This window comes from Methylibium sp., assembly GCF_013817345.1.
In the GTDB taxonomy this organism is placed as follows: Bacteria; Pseudomonadota; Gammaproteobacteria; order Burkholderiales; family Burkholderiaceae_C; genus Methylibium.
Genome location: NZ_JACDCW010000100.1, coordinates 1 through 15,155, shown reverse-complemented (window position 1 = coordinate 15,155; position 15,155 = coordinate 1). Strand labels below are relative to the sequence as shown.

The window sequence follows — 15,155 nt, the reverse complement described above, 5'->3', positions numbered from 1 at the left end:
CATGATGGTGCTTTATTCCGGCACGACCGACCCTTACTCGCACCGCTGCCGCTTCGTGCTGTTCGAAAAAGGCATGGATTTCGAGATCCGCGACGTCGACCTGTTCGCCAAGCCCGAAGACATCGCGCTGATGAATCCGTACAACGAGGTGCCGATCCTCGTCGAGCGCGATCTCATCCTGTACGAGTCTCACATCATCAACGAGTACATCGACGAGCGTTTCCCGCATCCGCAGCTGATGCCGGGCGACCCGGTGGCGCGTGCGCGGGTGCGCCTGTTCCTTTTCAATTTCGAGAAGGAGCTCTTCGCGCACGTCAACCTGCTCGAAAGCCGCGGCGTCAAGGCCACCGACAAGCAGCTCGAGAAGGCGCGCTCGCAGATCCGCGACCGGCTGACCCAGCTCGCGCCGATCTTCCTGAAGAACAAGTACATGCTCGGCGACGACTTCTCGATGCTCGACGTGGCCATCGCGCCCTTGCTGTGGCGGCTCGACTATTACGGCATCGACCTGTCGAAGAACGCGCTGCCGCTCCTGAAGTACGCCGAGCGCATTTTCTCGCGGCCCGCCTACATCGAGGCGCTGACGCCGTCCGAGAAGGTGATGCGCAAGTAAGCGGCAAGGTCGAGGCATGACGATCCCGGTGACCCCCGGCGGACAGGGCAGCTCGACGCGGCCCTACCTGATCCGTGCGCTGCACGACTGGTGCACGGATAACGGGTTCACGCCGTATCTGGCGGTGCATGTCGACGGCTCGGTTCAAGTGCCGCTCGAGTACGTCAAGAACAACGAGATCGTGCTCAACGCCAGTTTCGAAGCCACCAGTGGATTGCAGCTGGGCAACGAGTTCATCAGCTTCAAAGCACGCTTTGGCGGCACGGCGCGAGAGATTAACGTGCCCATCGATCACGTGATTGCGATTTACGCGCGCGAGAACGGCCAGGGCATGGCGTTTCCCGCGCCGGCGCAAGGCGTCGATTCGCCCGTCGAAGGCATGGAAGCGGTGGTGCGGGGTCTGCGCCTGGCGCCATCGAGCGGTCCCGCGGTGGAGGAGGGCTCTGCCGCGGCCGGTGGCGAAGCACAGAGCCGCGAACAGGACGACCCTCCGCGCAACGAGCCCCCGCCGGGCGGCGCGCGTCCGGCACTCAAGCGCATCAAGTGAGCCGGTCGGCGTTGTCGCACCGCCAGTCATTCGGGACTTCTAGAATTGCAGCCCGCGCCGGCTTAGCTCAGTAGGTAGAGCACCCGCCTTGTAAGCGGAAGGTCCCCAGTTCGAAACCGGGAGCCGGCACCACAAGTTTGTCCTGATTCGTGGCTTCTCTACTGCAGCTGAATTCTGGGAAACTTCAAGCGCGTCAATGACTTAGCGCGCTTCCGCGCACCCGTCCCCAAACCGGGCTGCGCTTCAAAGCCCCCACAGTCTACTGTGTCAGACACGGCCAAACCGGGCCAAACCGGGCCAATAGGGGCTCCTTCGCCACCAAACCGGCACCAAATCCGCGACAAGGGACGGTCGAAATAAACCGTCTTAGCTATCTGTTTCTGGAACCTCCAGGAGCTGAGATGGACTTGATGACGATGGCCGACGTTTGCGTGGAAATGCAGGTGAGCCGAAAAACCGTGTACCGCATGATTGCTGCGGGGCTGCTGCCCGAACCAAGGCGGGTGGGCAACTTCCGACAGTTCTACTTTCATCGGAAGGAGTTCGAAGCTCGCTGCAAGAAGGCGCTCCGCTGAGCCTTGGCGGCGTTCACGCGGCGGAGAGGCTTGTCCACGGCGGCGACCGTCGCACGCGACGAACGGCCGGCGCGGTGGGCAAGTCGTGGCCGACATCTAAAGCGCCATCGCCGGCTCGCGATTGCGTTCGAGGTCGAGCGCCGCGTGCTTGATGTCCAGGCGCGACATGGCTCCCGGCAGCAGTTCCCGGTCGTCGGTGTAAAGCGTGACGGTGCTGCGGGCGCGGCTAATGGCCACGTAGTACAGCGATTGGTTGGCCGTCGCGCTGGAAACGTCCGCGTCCACCATGACACGTTCGCATGTCTGGCCCTGGGCGGCGTGGACTGTGGTGCAGTAGCCGTGGTCAGCACGTAGGGCTTGGTCAATGTTCAGTGTCATCACCGCGCCTTCGTCGGCACGCACGGTCATCAGCCGGGCAATTGCGTCGATGGTTTCGACCATGCCGGTCTGTCCGTTCACGACGCCTACGCCGTAGTCGTTGGCGGTGAAGCGCAACCGGTCGCCAGCCGCGAACTCGCGCTCCTCTTCGGTGTGCACGGCCACATGCGGCATCGCTATGGGGCGCCACTCCACCTCGTTGCCGTCGCACCGACGCAGTGTGATGCAGCCGGGAAGTGTGGAGACAACTCTTGCGGTGTCTCCGCGTCGCATGCCGATGCTGTCGTAGTGCCGAAGGGCCTCGACAACGTCCCCGCGCGAATAGCTGAGTGAGCTTTGAATCTGGGCGCGGGTCAAGTCGCGTTTTTCCAGGACCTTGACCACGACGCCAGTCCCAGCACGCCCCAGCCGCTGCCGAACGAGTTCGTTGATGCGGCATCGAGCACGGTTCGTCCCAGCAACGAGCAGCGTCTGCTGGCGGTCGACCGGTGGCATCGTCGCGTAGTCGTCCGCAATTCGCTCATAGCGCTGCGTGGCATGAGGCAGTTCGTGCACGGTGGCAGCGAGCTTCGCCACCGACGCGGCGATGCGGCCTTCGGCCGCGTCCAGCACCGCATCGCGCAGGTTGTCATCCGTGTGCCGCAGGATTTCGTCCATCCTTTCGGTCTGCATACCGTTCCTCTGCAGTTGGCGAAACGGGGCGCCGGCTTCGACGGCCTTGAGCTGCGCGGTATCGCCCACGAGCACCGCACGCGCACCGGCCTTCTCGACTGCTGCGAGCACGCCGTGCATGTCGCGCAGACTGACCATGCCGGCCTCATCGACCACGACCAGGTCGTTCTTTTTAAAAGGGCGCCCCCTACCGGTCAGGAAGCCCGCGATGGTCATCGAGGTGATGCCGGCGGCCTCCAGCTCACGTGCCGCTGCCGCAGACGGTGCCAGTCCGACCGCGCGAAACGTCGTGCCAAGATTGTTCCGCACCGTGCGCAGCATCGTGGTCTTGCCAGTGCCTGCCAAACCCTGCACACCGACGATGCGGTCCTGAGTCGTCAGCACAAGCTCGACCGCGCGACGTTGACCCGCCGTCAAGCCTTCGCCCAGTTTTACGGCTTGCGCAGCTTTCGCGACGGTGGCCGAGAACAGCTTGGCCTGCACCGGCTCCCGGTTGACGATGGCCGCTTCCAGTGCATCACGGCCGCGCTTCTCGACATCGAGAACCTCGCGCTCCAGCGCCTGCGCCGCAGCCGTCGTCAGTCGGCGTCCATCGCCAGAGACCAACAATTCTCCGCAGCCAATGCGCCGGTCAATTTCGCGCTGGACCTCGACCAGCACCACCAAGCCGGTGCCGTGGCCCAGCGCGATGTGGGCGATGTTGGCGCGTGTCACGATGGCGCTGCGCTCCATCAAGTGCGACACCGCGAAGCCGACAGCCTCGGCTGCCGCCACTTGACGGTCAGCCTCACTTTGCGCCGCAGCAGCTAACGGTGTCCAGCTGATGCCCAGCTCGGCGGCCTTGGCTTGCCATGCCTCGCGCAGCGCCGCACGGTCCACCGACCGGTCCTTGCTGCGTCGCGTACTTAGCCCCGCGATTTCTCGTTCGCGGGCCGACGCGCTGTCGCGGTCCTGGCCGCGCGCCGCGAGTGCTACGTCAATGGCTCGGCGTCTCGTGCTGAACGCATCGACCTGAAAGTCCTTGATGTGGGCCAGTTCGAAGCGCCCGTCTTCGTGAGTGCGGCGAACTTGGTAGCCGAGCGCTTGCACGGCTCGCGCCAGCTCGGCGCGATAGAACGCACCGAGGAGCTTCTGTTGCTCGTACAACGGCCGGGCGTCCAACGCGCGCCATTCGCCGTTGGGGCGCTGCGTCATGTTGACTAACACGCAGTGCGTGTGAACCTGGGGGTCGGCCTCACGGCTCAGGTCATGCCCGAAGCGCGCAGCGACGATGCTGCCGCTCTGCACGGACACGGTTTCACCGTCCGACGTGCTTCGATACGCCGCCAGGTGCTCTTCTACATGCCGCAGCGTTGCCGTGACGGCAGCCTCATGGGCCTCAAGCAGGCGCTGGTCGCCGCCGACGAGCGCCTGCAGGCTGATGGACTTGGGCGCGCTGAAGGTCAGGTCAAGCCCGGCGGTGCGCGGCCCTTCACCCCCTCGATGCAGGCTGTCGCCGTTGGGAAGCTGTCCGTCCAGCAAGGCTCGGAACTCGCCAGAATCGACGGGCCCGCTCAAGGCGAGCGCTGCCGCCCCTTGACCCCACCAGGCCGAGGGTGCGCGACCTCCCTCGCTGTAGTAGTCATCGCTCTCTTCGTAGTACGTGGCCGCCGACTCGGCTGATACCACCTTGGCCAGTGTCAGCATGCGTCCTCCTGCACGAATGCGTCGGCGACTTCGTCGCGCCGATGCGGTGTCAGTCGCACCCGCCGCACCGGCTCGTCACCGGCAAGGGCGAGAAAGGCTTCGAGGTTCGGCAGGCTGGCAATCTCGCTCGGCAGCACCAGCCGCTCCTGGGCTTGACGCAAGCTCTGCGATTCGCCGAGGCCGCTCGCGCCTGAGCTGCGACTAACTTCGTGGCGCAAAACTTCCCGCTCACCCAGCGAACGAGAGAGCTCGTCGGCCGTCGCTGGGTCGCTCTTGGCGATGGCCAGCACCATCAGATTGCGGAAACACGACCGCAGGACCGTCGCGCTCTCGCGCCCATAGAGTCGGTCGAGTTGGGCCGTGCTCTGAAGTGCGGCAACGACGGCCAAGCCGTGCTTGCGCCCCAAGGTCAAGCCGCTCTCCAGTCCGTTGAGCTTGCCCAGCGCCGCTAGTTCGTCCAATACGAGCCAGAGGCGGCGAGCAGGGTCGGGCGGCAGCGTCAGCACTGCATTCGTCACGATGTCCGCCCAGGTCGCCAGCAGCGGCGCCAACGCGGCCTGCATATCGGCACGCCAGGTCATGAACAAGCTGCCGTCTTCACACTCCAGCCAATCGCGCAGGCTGAACGCGCCGGGCTTGAGGTAGCGGTGCGGCGACAGGTGCGCTGTGAGCACGAAACGCGTCGACGCCAAGGCCTTGTCCGCCCCTTCGTCAAACAGACCGGCGGCGGGCGTGCCGACGAGCAGTGTTCCTAACTCGCGCGCCGGTGCACTTGTGCACCAATAGAGCAGCCGCTCGCTGCTCGTCTCGCCGCTGCGCACCAGGGCACGCAGGACTTCGGCGAGCAGCACTTGGGCATAGTGATGCCATGCGGCCGACTCGCCGTGCCCTGCCGGCACGACGGAGCCGGCCAAGCGTTCGGCGTCGAAATCGGACCTTATCTCGTTGAACAGGCACCAGCCCTCCGTGCGTGAGTCGAACGGGTTCAACAGCCGGTCGCCAGTGCGGGCGAAGCGGCTCAGGTAGCCCCCATTGGGGTCGCACACGATGCTTCGCTCGCCGCGTGCGGTGATGCCATCGAGCAGCTCCTCGATGAGCGTCGTCTTGCCGGAGCCGGTGGTACCGGCGACCAGCAGGTGGAGGGTTTCCAGCGCGGCGGGCCAGGGGCACCCGCCGAGCGTCAAGAGCCGATGTCGATGCGACATGGGCTCGGTGTTTTGCGCTTGTGCTCGCCATGAGCAGAAGCGCTGCCAGGCGTTTCGCATCATCGGTCGTTCTCCCAGCGCGAGCCGCGCAGGCGCACAACGTCCAGTTGCGCGCGTAACTGCCAGCGCCGGAACAGCCAGCCCCCGACGACCGTAGCGCCGCCGATTCCGACGGCAGCGCAAGTGACCAAGAGAGTCAGCACGGTGCGGTCGATGCCACGGCCGAGTAGGGCCGAGGCGACTACGCGCCATCCATCGAGCGCTGGCAGGCCGATACCGCGCTCCCATGCTGCACTCCACGCGAGCGCCGTGATGACGAGCGCTAGTACGCACCAGACCGCGACACGGTCGACCGCGCTCAGCACGTGGCGCAGAAAGGGGTCGTGGGTCCTCATGCGGAATCTCCGCGTTGCGCCGCGCTGCCGCTGCCGCTGCGCGTTGCAAGTTGGGCACGCACGCGAGCGAGGATTTGCGCGTCGCGAGCAGCCGCCAGTTCGCGCAACAGCAGCAGCACTTCTTGCTGCTGCGCGGTGACGGACCCGGTCTGCTCGGGTCGTGCCTCGGCTAGCTGCTGCATCTGCTGCCGCAGTCCGCTCAACTGGGCGACCACATCAACGGCGTGGTGCACTGTCTTGACGGTGCCGCGTACATGCTCCGACATCGTCACGCCGCGTTCGTCAGCGCGCGCGCGAAGGTCGCGGTACTCGGATTCGGTAACGCGAATCTTGATAAATCGGCTGCGTTCGCTCACGACCGGCCTCCAGCGCCAAAAGCGGCGCCGTCATTGGGCTGCCAGGCGACAGGGCCACAAACGTGGACTGCCTCTCGAGAGGCTGTGGACCCCGGAAAGCCAGCGCTGACGCGGGCTCCGGGTGATTGCGCCCCGAAATCGTAGATTGCAGAGGTGTGTATCGTTCTCAGGGCCTGCTGAGGCAGGTTCTCGGTTGTCATGCGGCTTCTCCGTGGGTGAATGGATGAAGCCGTATAGACACGGCTGGTTTATTTGGCTTGCTGCGGCTAGGAGGCCACGGTGGACCGGCGAAAATGCTCCTTCTAGGTAGACAGAACGAATTGACCGAGAAGCCGTTGCACCATGACGAAGACGAAGACCAAGAAGCCAGCCGCAGCCCCAGGGAAGCCGTTTCCCGCAGAGAACGACGCGCTGCACCGGTCAGGTGAGTGGCTTTGGATACCGCTCCGCAAAGAGTGGCGGGACGTGACGACGAAGCCTGAAGAGGTCGTCCGGCAGGGATTCATCCGGGCACTGGTGGACCACTATGGCTACGACTTGGCACAGATGGACCAGGAGCGACACACTCAAGCAGGGAATCGAAGCCCTCGCGCAGACATCGTGGTTTGGGAGGCGGTGGCAGAAAAGGACGCCGGACGCACGCCTGTGCTCGTGGTCGAGTGCAAGACAGACAGCATCGAGATTCAAGAGCGGGACTACTACCAGGGTGAGTCGTACACCCGCGCCACCGGTTGCGAGTTCTTCATCGCGACGAATGCCCGACATACGGCTGTCTTCAAGCTAGTGCCACGCCTGCCGGGCGGCTTCGTCGCCATCAACGAGATTCCCAAGGTCGAGGATTGGGGAAACGCTAAGCGGCTGAAGCAAATCCGGGAGTCGCTGCGTGCGTTCAACCGCAAGGAGTTCCAGGACCTGCTGCTCGGCTGCCACAACATCCTGCGTGACGTACACAAGATGGACCCCGGACGCGCCTTCGACACCATTTCGAAGATTCTGTTTATCAAGATGTACATCGAACGGAAGGGCCTCCACGGCACTTTCACGACCGAATTCATTGATGGACGGCAGAAGTACGTCCTGAAGACGGACGTTCCCGTTCACGAACAACTCTTCGAGGAGACCAAAGACTACTACCGGCACGATGAGTTGTTCACAGCTCAAGACAAGCTGGACATTTCGGAAGCGACGTTCCGGCGCATCGTCAAGGAGTTGGAGCGCTTTGACCTGTCGAAGACCGGCGATGACATTAAGGGACTTGCCTTTGAGCGCTTCTTGGGCACGACATTTAGAGGGGAGTTGGGCCAGTTTTTTACCCCGCGCCCTGTCGTCGAATTCATGGTTGACCTGCTCGACCCGCGAGAGGGTGAGCTCATTTGCGACCCTGCTGCAGGCTCGGGTGGGTTTCTCATCCGCGCCTTTGAGCATGTTCGCGCTTCAATCGTCGAAGACGTTCAGGCGAAGAAGGACGCTGAGCGCGCTCGAATCGAAGGCCTGGGTCTACCTCCTGAAAAGGAGGAACGACAGATTGAGGCGGCGTTCGCCACCCTGAATCGTGAACTGCTACCGAGCGGCCTGAACAACGAGCGCATCGACACTCGCGTTGGCCGGCTGGCGTGGCAGTGCATCTTCGGTACGGACGCCGAGCCGCGCGCCGCGCGCACCGCGAAGATGAATATGGTCATGCACGGTGACGGTCACGGCGGCATCCACTACCACGACGGTTTGGTGGACATCAATGGCATCTTCGATGGTCGATTTCACGTGGTCGTGACCAATCCGCCCTTCGGCTCGAATGTGGGCAGCGACCAAGTCGTCGGCGGCAGCGACGAAACCCGTGTGCCGAACGACGCGCAGTACGTGAGGAACTGCACCGACCGCTACGGCAAGGAATGGGAGGAAACCCATCATCGTTTGCGACAGGCGATGACCGAGAAGACGCCCATCCTTGACCTGTTCCAGATTGGAAAGGGGAAGAACAATCGGCCGACGGAGCTCATATTCGTCGAGCGCTGCCTGAACCTTCTGCGGCCGGGCGGGCGGCTCGGCATCGTCCTTCCGGATGGCAACCTGAACAATCCGTCGCTCGCTTGGCTTCGGCGCTATACCGAAGGCCGGGCGAGGCTCAACGCGGTCGTCAGTCTCCCAGAAGAAACGTTTAAGTCGAGCGATGCGACGGTCAAGGCTTCGCTCGTATTTCTGAGCAAGTTCACCGAGGCAGAGGCTGCGGCGTGGGAGGCCGCGTGGCAGCAGGCGCACGAGGAGCTTGACCATCAGTTCGACGCCGAGCGAGATGCAGCTCATGCCGTGTATGGCCCGCGAATCGCTTCGGGTGACGATGCGGGTATCGGCAAGAAGCTGGCTAATCTGGCCGCACTTGGAATCAAGCGTGTCCTTCCGAACTGGTATCGGGGTGAGCCCCCGGCATATCCGCGTGCCATCGGTCCCACGCAGCAACCGAAAGTGGCGTGGGAGGGCACTCCGGCTGACAAAGCCAAGGCATCGACCACTGAGCCAAAACGTTCCGTGCAGGCGCTGCTGACGGCGGTAGCGTCAACGAGCGACGGGTTACTGTCCCAACTGAAGGCGAAGTACCGTGCCATTGATGAGGCCCACAGTGCCGCGCTGTGGGAGAGGGTGCGGGAGCTGTTTGACTACCCCGTCTTCGTCGCAGCGCCCAGGTCCGTCGGTATTACTTCCACAGGCGAAACTGGCGATGGCGTAGCGAGCGAGTTGCCAGCCTTGCTCAAGAGCTACCGCGATTTTCAGCTGTGGCTGGAGAATGGCGCCAAGCCGGAGGAACAGCCAAATTTTCCGGTGCCCTCCGCTGCGTAATTCGGCGGTGGAGGGCCATCGAGCGTTGGATTGAACCGGAAGCCGGGCAGGCTCGGGCGAGCGGCTTTCCATTGGTGCCGTTGCGCGACGTGCTGACTGAGCGCAAGCAGGCCGTTCAGCTAAGCGGGCAGCTTGGCGATTGGCGGCCCATCACCATAAAGTTCACTGGTGAAGTGCTCCCGCGTGAGCGCGCAGAACCGTTTAAGGGAGCGATGTTCGCCGCCTGCCCCGGTGACCTGGTGTTCTCAAAGATTGACGCTCGGAATGGCGCCGTGGGCCTCATCCCGCATAGCCTTTCAAAGGTTGTGCTGACGCCCGAGTACCCAGTGATGATGCCGGACCTCGCCAAGCTGCGACCTGCGTATTTGAACTACCTGCTTCGCGCGGAGCACTTCCGCATCGACTTGCAGCGCCGAGCTTCTGGTACCAGCGGACGAAAGCGAGTAACGCCGGAGGCGTTCCTCGGCCTATCGGTGCCGTTGCCATCCCTAAACGAGCAGGATGCACTTGTGGCAGGCTATGCCGAGGCCCTGACCCGAGCGAAGCAGAAGGAGAAGGATGCCGGAGACATCTCGGCGACGAGTCATCGAGCGTTTGAGGCTGCTCTCGGCGTTGCGTCGCCGCCTCCGCTGCCGAATCGGCCAACATTTATTGCATGGTTCAAGGACATCGACCGCTGGAGTCACGAGGGGGTGCTGCGTGCAGTCTCGAAACCGCAGCGGGCTCAAACCAAGTGGCCAGTCCTAGCCCTTGCAGATTTGGTTGATGACATCGAGAACGGATGGAGCCCGCAATGTCTCGACCGGCCTGCAGGTCCGGAAGACTGGGGCGTATTGAAGGTGGGGGCAGTGTCATTCGGCCGGTTTGATGAAAGCGAAAACAAGCAACTGCCGGCAAAGCTGCAGCCTCAGCCTTAATACGAGGTTAAGTCCGGCGATGTCTTGATAAGCCGAGCAAATGTCGTCCGCTACGTGGGGGCATGTGCTTACGTTGACTCCACGCGTCCGAAGCTGATGCTCTGCGACAAGCTGTTCAGAGTGAGGTTTCGAGCGAAGGGGCAGTTGGACCCAAAATTCCTTGCGGCGGTCATGAAGCTACCTACGGTCCGCGAGCAGGTCGAGACCCAGCTTACTGGGACCTCGCCGACCATGAAGAACATTTCGAAGCCGTCATTGCTAGGGCTCAGGTTTCCAGTCCCTGACCTGGGCTGTCAGCGGTCCTTGGTCAAGGCTCTAGACGCGGCTCGGCTTTCGGCGCAGCAGCTGAGCTCTGAGGCGCAGGCGCTCCGTAAGGATGCATGGGCATCCTTTGAGGGGGCTCTGTTCACAGAGAAGGCGGTATGAATACGGCTGCTCGAATTCGCGCCAGGGGCTTGTCAACGGTAGCGGTCGTCAGCGCCTACGACGCACCGGCCGACCGATGTGATGGGAAGGCCGAGGTAGCCGAATCGGCTGGGGCAAGGCTAGCAACACGGACTCGCGTTGCATCGACGGCAAAGTCCCGACGGCTCGGGAGTTGCTTTTTTTGGATGACTGGCTCCCGTCATCCGGTCGCTTCGATGAGGCCAAGCCGAGCCATCCGCGCGAGCAGGTTGGCCATTTCTTTTTCGAGCGCTGCAGCATCCTCGCTGCGAGCGTCAACTGGCCTGGCTTCGGATTCGATGAGGCGTGCGATTCGTAGCCAGCGACTCGTCTGAGTGAAAACCTGAGCGAGTCCTTGTTGGTCGGGCGTGACATAGCCGAACGTGGTGCTGATGTTCGTATGCCCCACGGCGCGCAGAACGTTGTTCTCGCCCGCGCTGAGGGCCTTGGTGTCGATGAGTGACGACTTGCCGACGATGTGCATCAACTCGACTGCCGACACGGAGCGGACGTTTCGATTGATGAAGGCCCGCCGGAAGTCTTTGATAACCAAGTCCTCGAACGCGAGTCGCGTCCGTGCGTCATCGAACGTTTTGCACACGCCGTTCGCGTCCGCGAGGGCGGGGAAGAGGGGGCCGTCATCGTAGGTCCCCTTGCGCGCGTAAAGCACTTCTGCCACGTGCCTGGAGAGAGGAACAATCCGTGCTCCGACCTTGGAAGCTGTTTTGTGCTTCCGCAGTGTGAGCGTGCCGCCGAGCACATGGCCTGCGGCGCCGAAGAAGACGACATCAGCTCCGCGCGCCGAACTGACCTCCGAAAGCCGGCACCCGGTGTCGTCTACTACTCGCAGGAAGTGCGACATGTCGCTGTTGGCGCCGAAGTGTTTCAGCAGCGCGGCGTACTCATCGTCTGAGGGCAGGCGGGTGCGCTTGTTGCTGTGCGCGGGCGGCGGCTTGTATCCAAAGGGCTTGGTCGGACCGCGAAAGTCCACGCTCTCCGGCACCTTGGACATGGCGAACTCAATCAGGCGGTCGAGGGCACTGAGCCGCAGCCGCAGGGTTTGGTCGGCGACGGGCTCGTCGGACGCGCAAACGGCGTCTGGGTGCTTGCTTCGCGGCAGGCGAAGATGGCGCCAGTCGGCGGCTAGCTTGGCAATCAACTCGCCGCCGGCCTTGCCGGAGAAGTCGTGAAGGGTCTTGCCCTTCAGCAGACGGCCGACAAGGTCGTACTCGGCGATTCGGTTTTTCCCGTGCTCCTTGCCGTGCGCCTCGATATAGAGCGTCGCCCAACCGCCCATTGGCCGGTCGAGCACCGCCTCAGTCGCGCGCTGCGCTTTGCGCTCCTTGGCCGGCTTCAGTGTCCCGGCGGCAGCCTCCTTCAGCTTTCGCTTTTTGTATTCGACCGCGACTGCGCGGCTGTCGAACTTTTTCGACGCGATGTACTTGCCTTCAAACCAGACCTGGGCCTGATACTTGACCTTGCCGTTGGGCGCCTTGGTTTCCTTGATAGTGATGTCGTCTGCCACTGCATGCTCCGTGCAAATGACAGTAGAGAACCCGGCGTTTAGCCGGCACCAAACGGGACTTTGGGGTTAGTGAGTGCTATCCATATGGGCCCCTAGAATCAACGTTCTATGCCAGTTGCACGCTTATACTCTCCCGCCTTGTAAGCGGAAGGTCGTCCGTTCGATTCGGACAGCCGGCACCATCCCTTCGTCGCGTGCGGCATCGTCCTCACGCTTTCGCCTTGCGGCAACCCGGGCGCTTCGTGCAGGAATGGACGAGCGAACGACTGGCTTGCGTCGAATCGTTTCAATCGGACCGCTTCGATTGAACGCGGATGCGGATGCCGCTACCCTGCCAGCCATGTTGCTGCAGCGCCGCCTCCAGACGAGGCAACAACTGCCGGAGTTTGGCGGCGACAGACGGGGAGCTGGCGATCAGCGCCCAACCGTCTTCTCCGATCGGTCCGGGACGCACTTCGGTCGCCAGAGGTACGGGCAGCAGAGGACGGATGGCCTCGAAGCGGGCATTCGAGTCGCGCAGCAAGGCCTGTAGCCGGGCCAGCGGCGCGCTGTTGGCCAGCGCCTCGCCGATCGGCTGGGCCGCGGGAAGAGTGGAATTCGGATGCAAAGCCATGATCAGGAGAGCATCGCATGCAAATCATAGTGACCGATAGCGGTCTGGGCGGCGCCCGGGTTCTGAGTCTGCGTGGCCGGCACGTCCTCGGCATGATCCTGGCGGCGGCGCTCGCCATCGTGCTGTTGGCCGCCACGGCTTACCCGTTCGTTTTCTCGTCGGCCCTGCCGACCGGCTCGCCGCTGACCAACGCGATGGCCCGCCTCGATCCGCGCGAAGACAAGAGCGCCCAGCGCGACCGTTACCTGCGCGAGAACCTCGATGCGATGGCCGCCAAGCTGGGCGAGTTGCAGGCCAAGCTGATGAGGCTCGATGCCGTCGGCGAGAGAGTTTCCGGCTTGGCCGGCCTGAAGCCCGAGGATTTCGAAGGCCTGGACAAGCTGCCGGCACCCGGCGGCGCAGCGAGCGCTGCCGCACCGGGCAGCGGCGGACCCTATCTGCCGATGGCGTCTCCCTCGTTGACGCAACTCGGCCGGGAACTGGCCCTGATCGACGAGCAGGCCGACCGCAGCAACGACATCTTCACCCTGGCCGAGTCCCGCCTGCTGGAAACCCGGCTGCTGGCGTTGATGGTCCCCAGCTCGGCACCGGTGCCGGGGCCGATCGGCTCGGGCTTCGGTTTTCGCTCGGACCCCTTCACCGGGCGCGGCGCCCTGCACACCGGCCTGGACTTTCCGGTCAACACCGGCACGCCGATCCAGGCGGCTGCAGGCGGGGTGGTACGCAGTGCCGAGCGGCATCCGCAATACGGCCTGCTCGTCGAGCTAGACCATGGCAACGCCCTGGTGACCCGCTACGCTCACGCGTCCAAGCTGCTCGTGCAGGCTGGCGATCTGGTCAAGCGCGGGCAGACGATCGCGCTCGTGGGCAGCACCGGCCGCTCGACGGGCCCGCATTTGCACTTCGAAGTGATGGTCGAGGGCGTGCACCAGAACCCGGCGAAGTTTCTGGCGCGCTCGCGGTCGCAGATCGCGGCGCGGCGCTGAGCAGCGCAGGCCTGCGCAACGCGACGCCCGCAACCGGCGGCATGGCCTTGCCAGCCTGGCCTGCAGCAAGGCCGGTGCTAAACTTTTGCGCTCTGAACGGCGCCACAAACAGGCGCCGCTCTTCTCATTCCGGGAACTGCCCTCAGTTGACCGAATGTCTGCGGGATGCTCCGGCCCGCGGCGCGCGCAATGGCCAGATGCCGGTGCGCACCCTCGGCGGTGCCGATCCTGAACAACTTTGCACGCATGTTGCCCAAGCTTCTTACATCGATTTTCGGTAGCCGCAACGAGCGCCTGCTCAAACAGTACCGGCGCGTGGTCGAGCAAATCAACGCGCTCGAGCCCCAGTTCGAAAAACTCTCCGATGCCGAATTGCGCGAGTGCACGACCGCCCTGCGCGAGCGCGTCGACAAGGGAGAGACGCTCGACGCCCTGCTGCCCGAGGCCTTCGCCGTGGTGCGAGAGGGCAGCAAGCGCGCGTTGAAGATGCGCCACTTCGATGTCCAGCTGATCGGCGGCATGGTGCTGCACGACGGCAAGATCGCGGAGATGCGCACCGGCGAGGGCAAGACGCTGATGGCGACGCTGCCGGTGTACTTGAATGCCCTGGCCGGCAAGGGCGTTCACCTGGTGACCGTCAACGACTACCTGGCGCGCCGCGACGCGGAGTGGATGGGTCGGCTGTACAGCTTCCTCGGCCTCACGGTGGGTGTGAACACGGCGCAGATGACGCGCGAGGACAAGCAGGCCGCCTATCGCTGCGACGTCACCTACGGCACCAACAACGAGTTCGGCTTCGACTACCTGCGTGACAACATGGTCCACGAGGTGGCCGAGCGCGTGCAGCGCCCGCTCAACTTCTCCATCGTCGACGAGGTCGATTCCATCCTGATCGACGAGGCGCGCACGCCGCTCATCATCAGCGGCCAGGCCGAAGACCAGACCGAGCTCTATCTCAAGATCAACGCGGTGGTGCCCGGCCTCAAGAAGCAGATCGGCGAGGCCGATCTGCGCACCGGCGAGGGCGTCATCGAGCCGGGCGATTTCACGGCCGACGAGAAGACGCATCAGGTCTTCCTCACCGAAACCGGCCATGAGCGGGCCGAAGAACTGCTGTCGCAGGCCGGTTTGCTGGCCGAGGGCGCGAGTCTGTACGACGCCGCCAACATCACGCTCATGCACCATCTGTACGCAGCGCTGCGGGCCAGGCACCTGTTCCACCGCGATCAGCACTACGTCGTGCAGCAGGGCCCGCAAGGCGGCGAGATCGTCATCGTCGACGAATTCACCGGCCGCCTCATGACCGGGCGGCGCTGGAGCGACGGCCTGCACCAGGCCGTGGAGGCGAAGGAGGGCGTGCACATCCAGCCCGAGAACCAGACGCTCGCTTCCATCACCTTCCAGAACTACT

General features: G+C 63.7%; 13 protein-coding genes and 2 tRNA genes. 9 read left to right on the top strand and 6 right to left on the bottom strand.

Translation table 11 applies throughout. The features are described from left to right. Position 1: 1 nt before the first annotated feature. From H0W40_RS16135 to H0W40_RS16120, 4 genes are all read left to right on the top strand, one after another. Positions 2 to 613 carry a glutathione S-transferase N-terminal domain-containing protein gene (locus tag H0W40_RS16135; protein ID WP_292448165.1) on the top strand — a complete coding sequence of 204 codons (612 nt, stop codon included), beginning with the start codon at positions 2 to 4 and terminating at the stop codon, positions 611 to 613. 16 nt (positions 614 to 629) lie between these two features. Then, positions 630 to 1,160, top strand: a complete 531-nt coding sequence (locus H0W40_RS16130) for a ClpXP protease specificity-enhancing factor (protein ID WP_292448163.1) — start codon at positions 630 to 632, stop codon at positions 1,158 to 1,160. A 56-nt stretch (positions 1,161 to 1,216) separates the two neighbouring features. Further along, positions 1,217 to 1,292 (top strand) — tRNA-Thr (locus H0W40_RS16125). A gap of 278 nt (positions 1,293 to 1,570) precedes the next feature. Beyond that, on the top strand, positions 1,571 to 1,735 hold the full coding sequence (locus tag H0W40_RS16120; RefSeq protein ID WP_292448160.1) for a helix-turn-helix domain-containing protein: 165 nt from the start codon (positions 1,571 to 1,573) through the stop codon (positions 1,733 to 1,735). A 96-nt stretch (positions 1,736 to 1,831) separates the two neighbouring features. Here H0W40_RS16120 and mobF read toward each other — a convergent pair whose 3' ends face one another. Genes mobF through H0W40_RS16100 form a run of 4 tightly spaced genes read right to left on the bottom strand, consistent with a single transcriptional unit; the run spans position 1,832 to position 6,427 of the window. Beyond that, on the bottom strand, positions 1,832 to 4,471 hold the full coding sequence (gene mobF, locus H0W40_RS16115) for a MobF family relaxase (protein WP_292448158.1): 2,640 nt from the start codon (positions 4,469 to 4,471) through the stop codon (positions 1,832 to 1,834). Beyond that, positions 4,465 to 5,676 (bottom strand): type IV secretion system DNA-binding domain-containing protein, encoded by a 1,212-nt coding sequence (locus H0W40_RS16110; protein WP_292448156.1) that lies wholly within the window; start codon positions 5,674 to 5,676, stop codon positions 4,465 to 4,467. The genes mobF and H0W40_RS16110 overlap by 7 nt, the downstream gene beginning before the upstream one ends. A gap of 59 nt (positions 5,677 to 5,735) precedes the next feature. Beyond that, entirely contained in the window at positions 5,736 to 6,071 is a 336-nt protein-coding gene (locus H0W40_RS16105; protein ID WP_292448154.1) for a hypothetical protein, read from the bottom strand. After that, positions 6,068 to 6,427: a hypothetical protein gene (locus H0W40_RS16100; protein ID WP_292448151.1), complete on the bottom strand. Its 360-nt coding sequence runs from the start codon at positions 6,425 to 6,427 to the stop codon at positions 6,068 to 6,070. The genes H0W40_RS16105 and H0W40_RS16100 overlap by 4 nt, the downstream gene beginning before the upstream one ends. Positions 6,428 to 6,769: 342 nt before the next feature. Between H0W40_RS16100 and H0W40_RS16095 the strand changes: the two genes are divergently transcribed. Next, the gene (locus H0W40_RS16095) at positions 6,770 to 9,259 is read left to right on the top strand and encodes an N-6 DNA methylase (RefSeq protein WP_292448148.1); all 2,490 of its coding nucleotides are present in this window, start codon (positions 6,770 to 6,772) and stop codon (positions 9,257 to 9,259) included. Between the two features lie 80 nt (positions 9,260 to 9,339). Beyond that, positions 9,340 to 10,176: a hypothetical protein gene (locus tag H0W40_RS16090; protein WP_292448145.1), complete on the top strand. Its 837-nt coding sequence runs from the start codon at positions 9,340 to 9,342 to the stop codon at positions 10,174 to 10,176. A 625-nt stretch (positions 10,177 to 10,801) separates the two neighbouring features. Here the strand turns inward: H0W40_RS16090 and H0W40_RS16085 are convergent. Further along, the gene (locus tag H0W40_RS16085) at positions 10,802 to 12,145 is read right to left on the bottom strand and encodes a hypothetical protein (RefSeq protein ID WP_292448142.1); all 1,344 of its coding nucleotides are present in this window, start codon (positions 12,143 to 12,145) and stop codon (positions 10,802 to 10,804) included. A 41-nt stretch (positions 12,146 to 12,186) separates the two neighbouring features. On the opposite strand from H0W40_RS16085, the gene H0W40_RS16080 reads away from it, so the two are divergent. Then, positions 12,187 to 12,327: transfer RNA gene (locus H0W40_RS16080), tRNA-Ser, on the top strand. Positions 12,328 to 12,431: 104 nt separating this feature from the next. On the opposite strand, the gene H0W40_RS16075 is transcribed toward H0W40_RS16080, so the two are convergent. Beyond that, a complete protein-coding gene (locus H0W40_RS16075; protein ID WP_292448141.1) occupies positions 12,432 to 12,758 on the bottom strand; it encodes a hypothetical protein in 327 nt (108 codons plus the stop codon). A 17-nt stretch (positions 12,759 to 12,775) separates the two neighbouring features. On the opposite strand from H0W40_RS16075, the gene H0W40_RS16070 reads away from it, so the two are divergent. Beyond that, positions 12,776 to 13,744 carry a M23 family metallopeptidase gene (locus H0W40_RS16070; RefSeq protein WP_292448139.1) on the top strand — a complete coding sequence of 323 codons (969 nt, stop codon included), beginning with the start codon at positions 12,776 to 12,778 and terminating at the stop codon, positions 13,742 to 13,744. A 246-nt stretch (positions 13,745 to 13,990) separates the two neighbouring features. Beyond that, the coding region (locus H0W40_RS16065; RefSeq protein ID WP_367153829.1) for a DEAD/DEAH box helicase at positions 13,991 to 15,155 on the top strand (1,165 nt) is incomplete at its 3' end.

Coding starts and splice junctions, on each gene's coding strand:
- mobF (WP_292448158.1), bottom strand. CDS start 4,471: ATGCTGACACTGGCCAAGGTGGTATCAGCCGAGTCGGCGGCCACGTAC.
- H0W40_RS16120 (WP_292448160.1), top strand. CDS start 1,571: ATGACGATGGCCGACGTTTGCGTGGAAATGCAGGTGAGCCGAAAAACC.
- H0W40_RS16110 (WP_292448156.1), bottom strand. CDS start 5,676: ATGTCGCATCGACATCGGCTCTTGACGCTCGGCGGGTGCCCCTGGCCC.
- H0W40_RS16130 (WP_292448163.1), top strand. CDS start 630: ATGACGATCCCGGTGACCCCCGGCGGACAGGGCAGCTCGACGCGGCCC.
- H0W40_RS16070 (WP_292448139.1), top strand. CDS start 12,776: ATGCAAATCATAGTGACCGATAGCGGTCTGGGCGGCGCCCGGGTTCTG.
- H0W40_RS16075 (WP_292448141.1), bottom strand. CDS start 12,758: ATGGCTTTGCATCCGAATTCCACTCTTCCCGCGGCCCAGCCGATCGGC.
- H0W40_RS16105 (WP_292448154.1), bottom strand. CDS start 6,071: ATGAGGACCCACGACCCCTTTCTGCGCCACGTGCTGAGCGCGGTCGAC.
- H0W40_RS16135 (WP_292448165.1), top strand. CDS start 2: ATGATGGTGCTTTATTCCGGCACGACCGACCCTTACTCGCACCGCTGC.
- H0W40_RS16095 (WP_292448148.1), top strand. CDS start 6,770: ATGACGAAGACGAAGACCAAGAAGCCAGCCGCAGCCCCAGGGAAGCCG.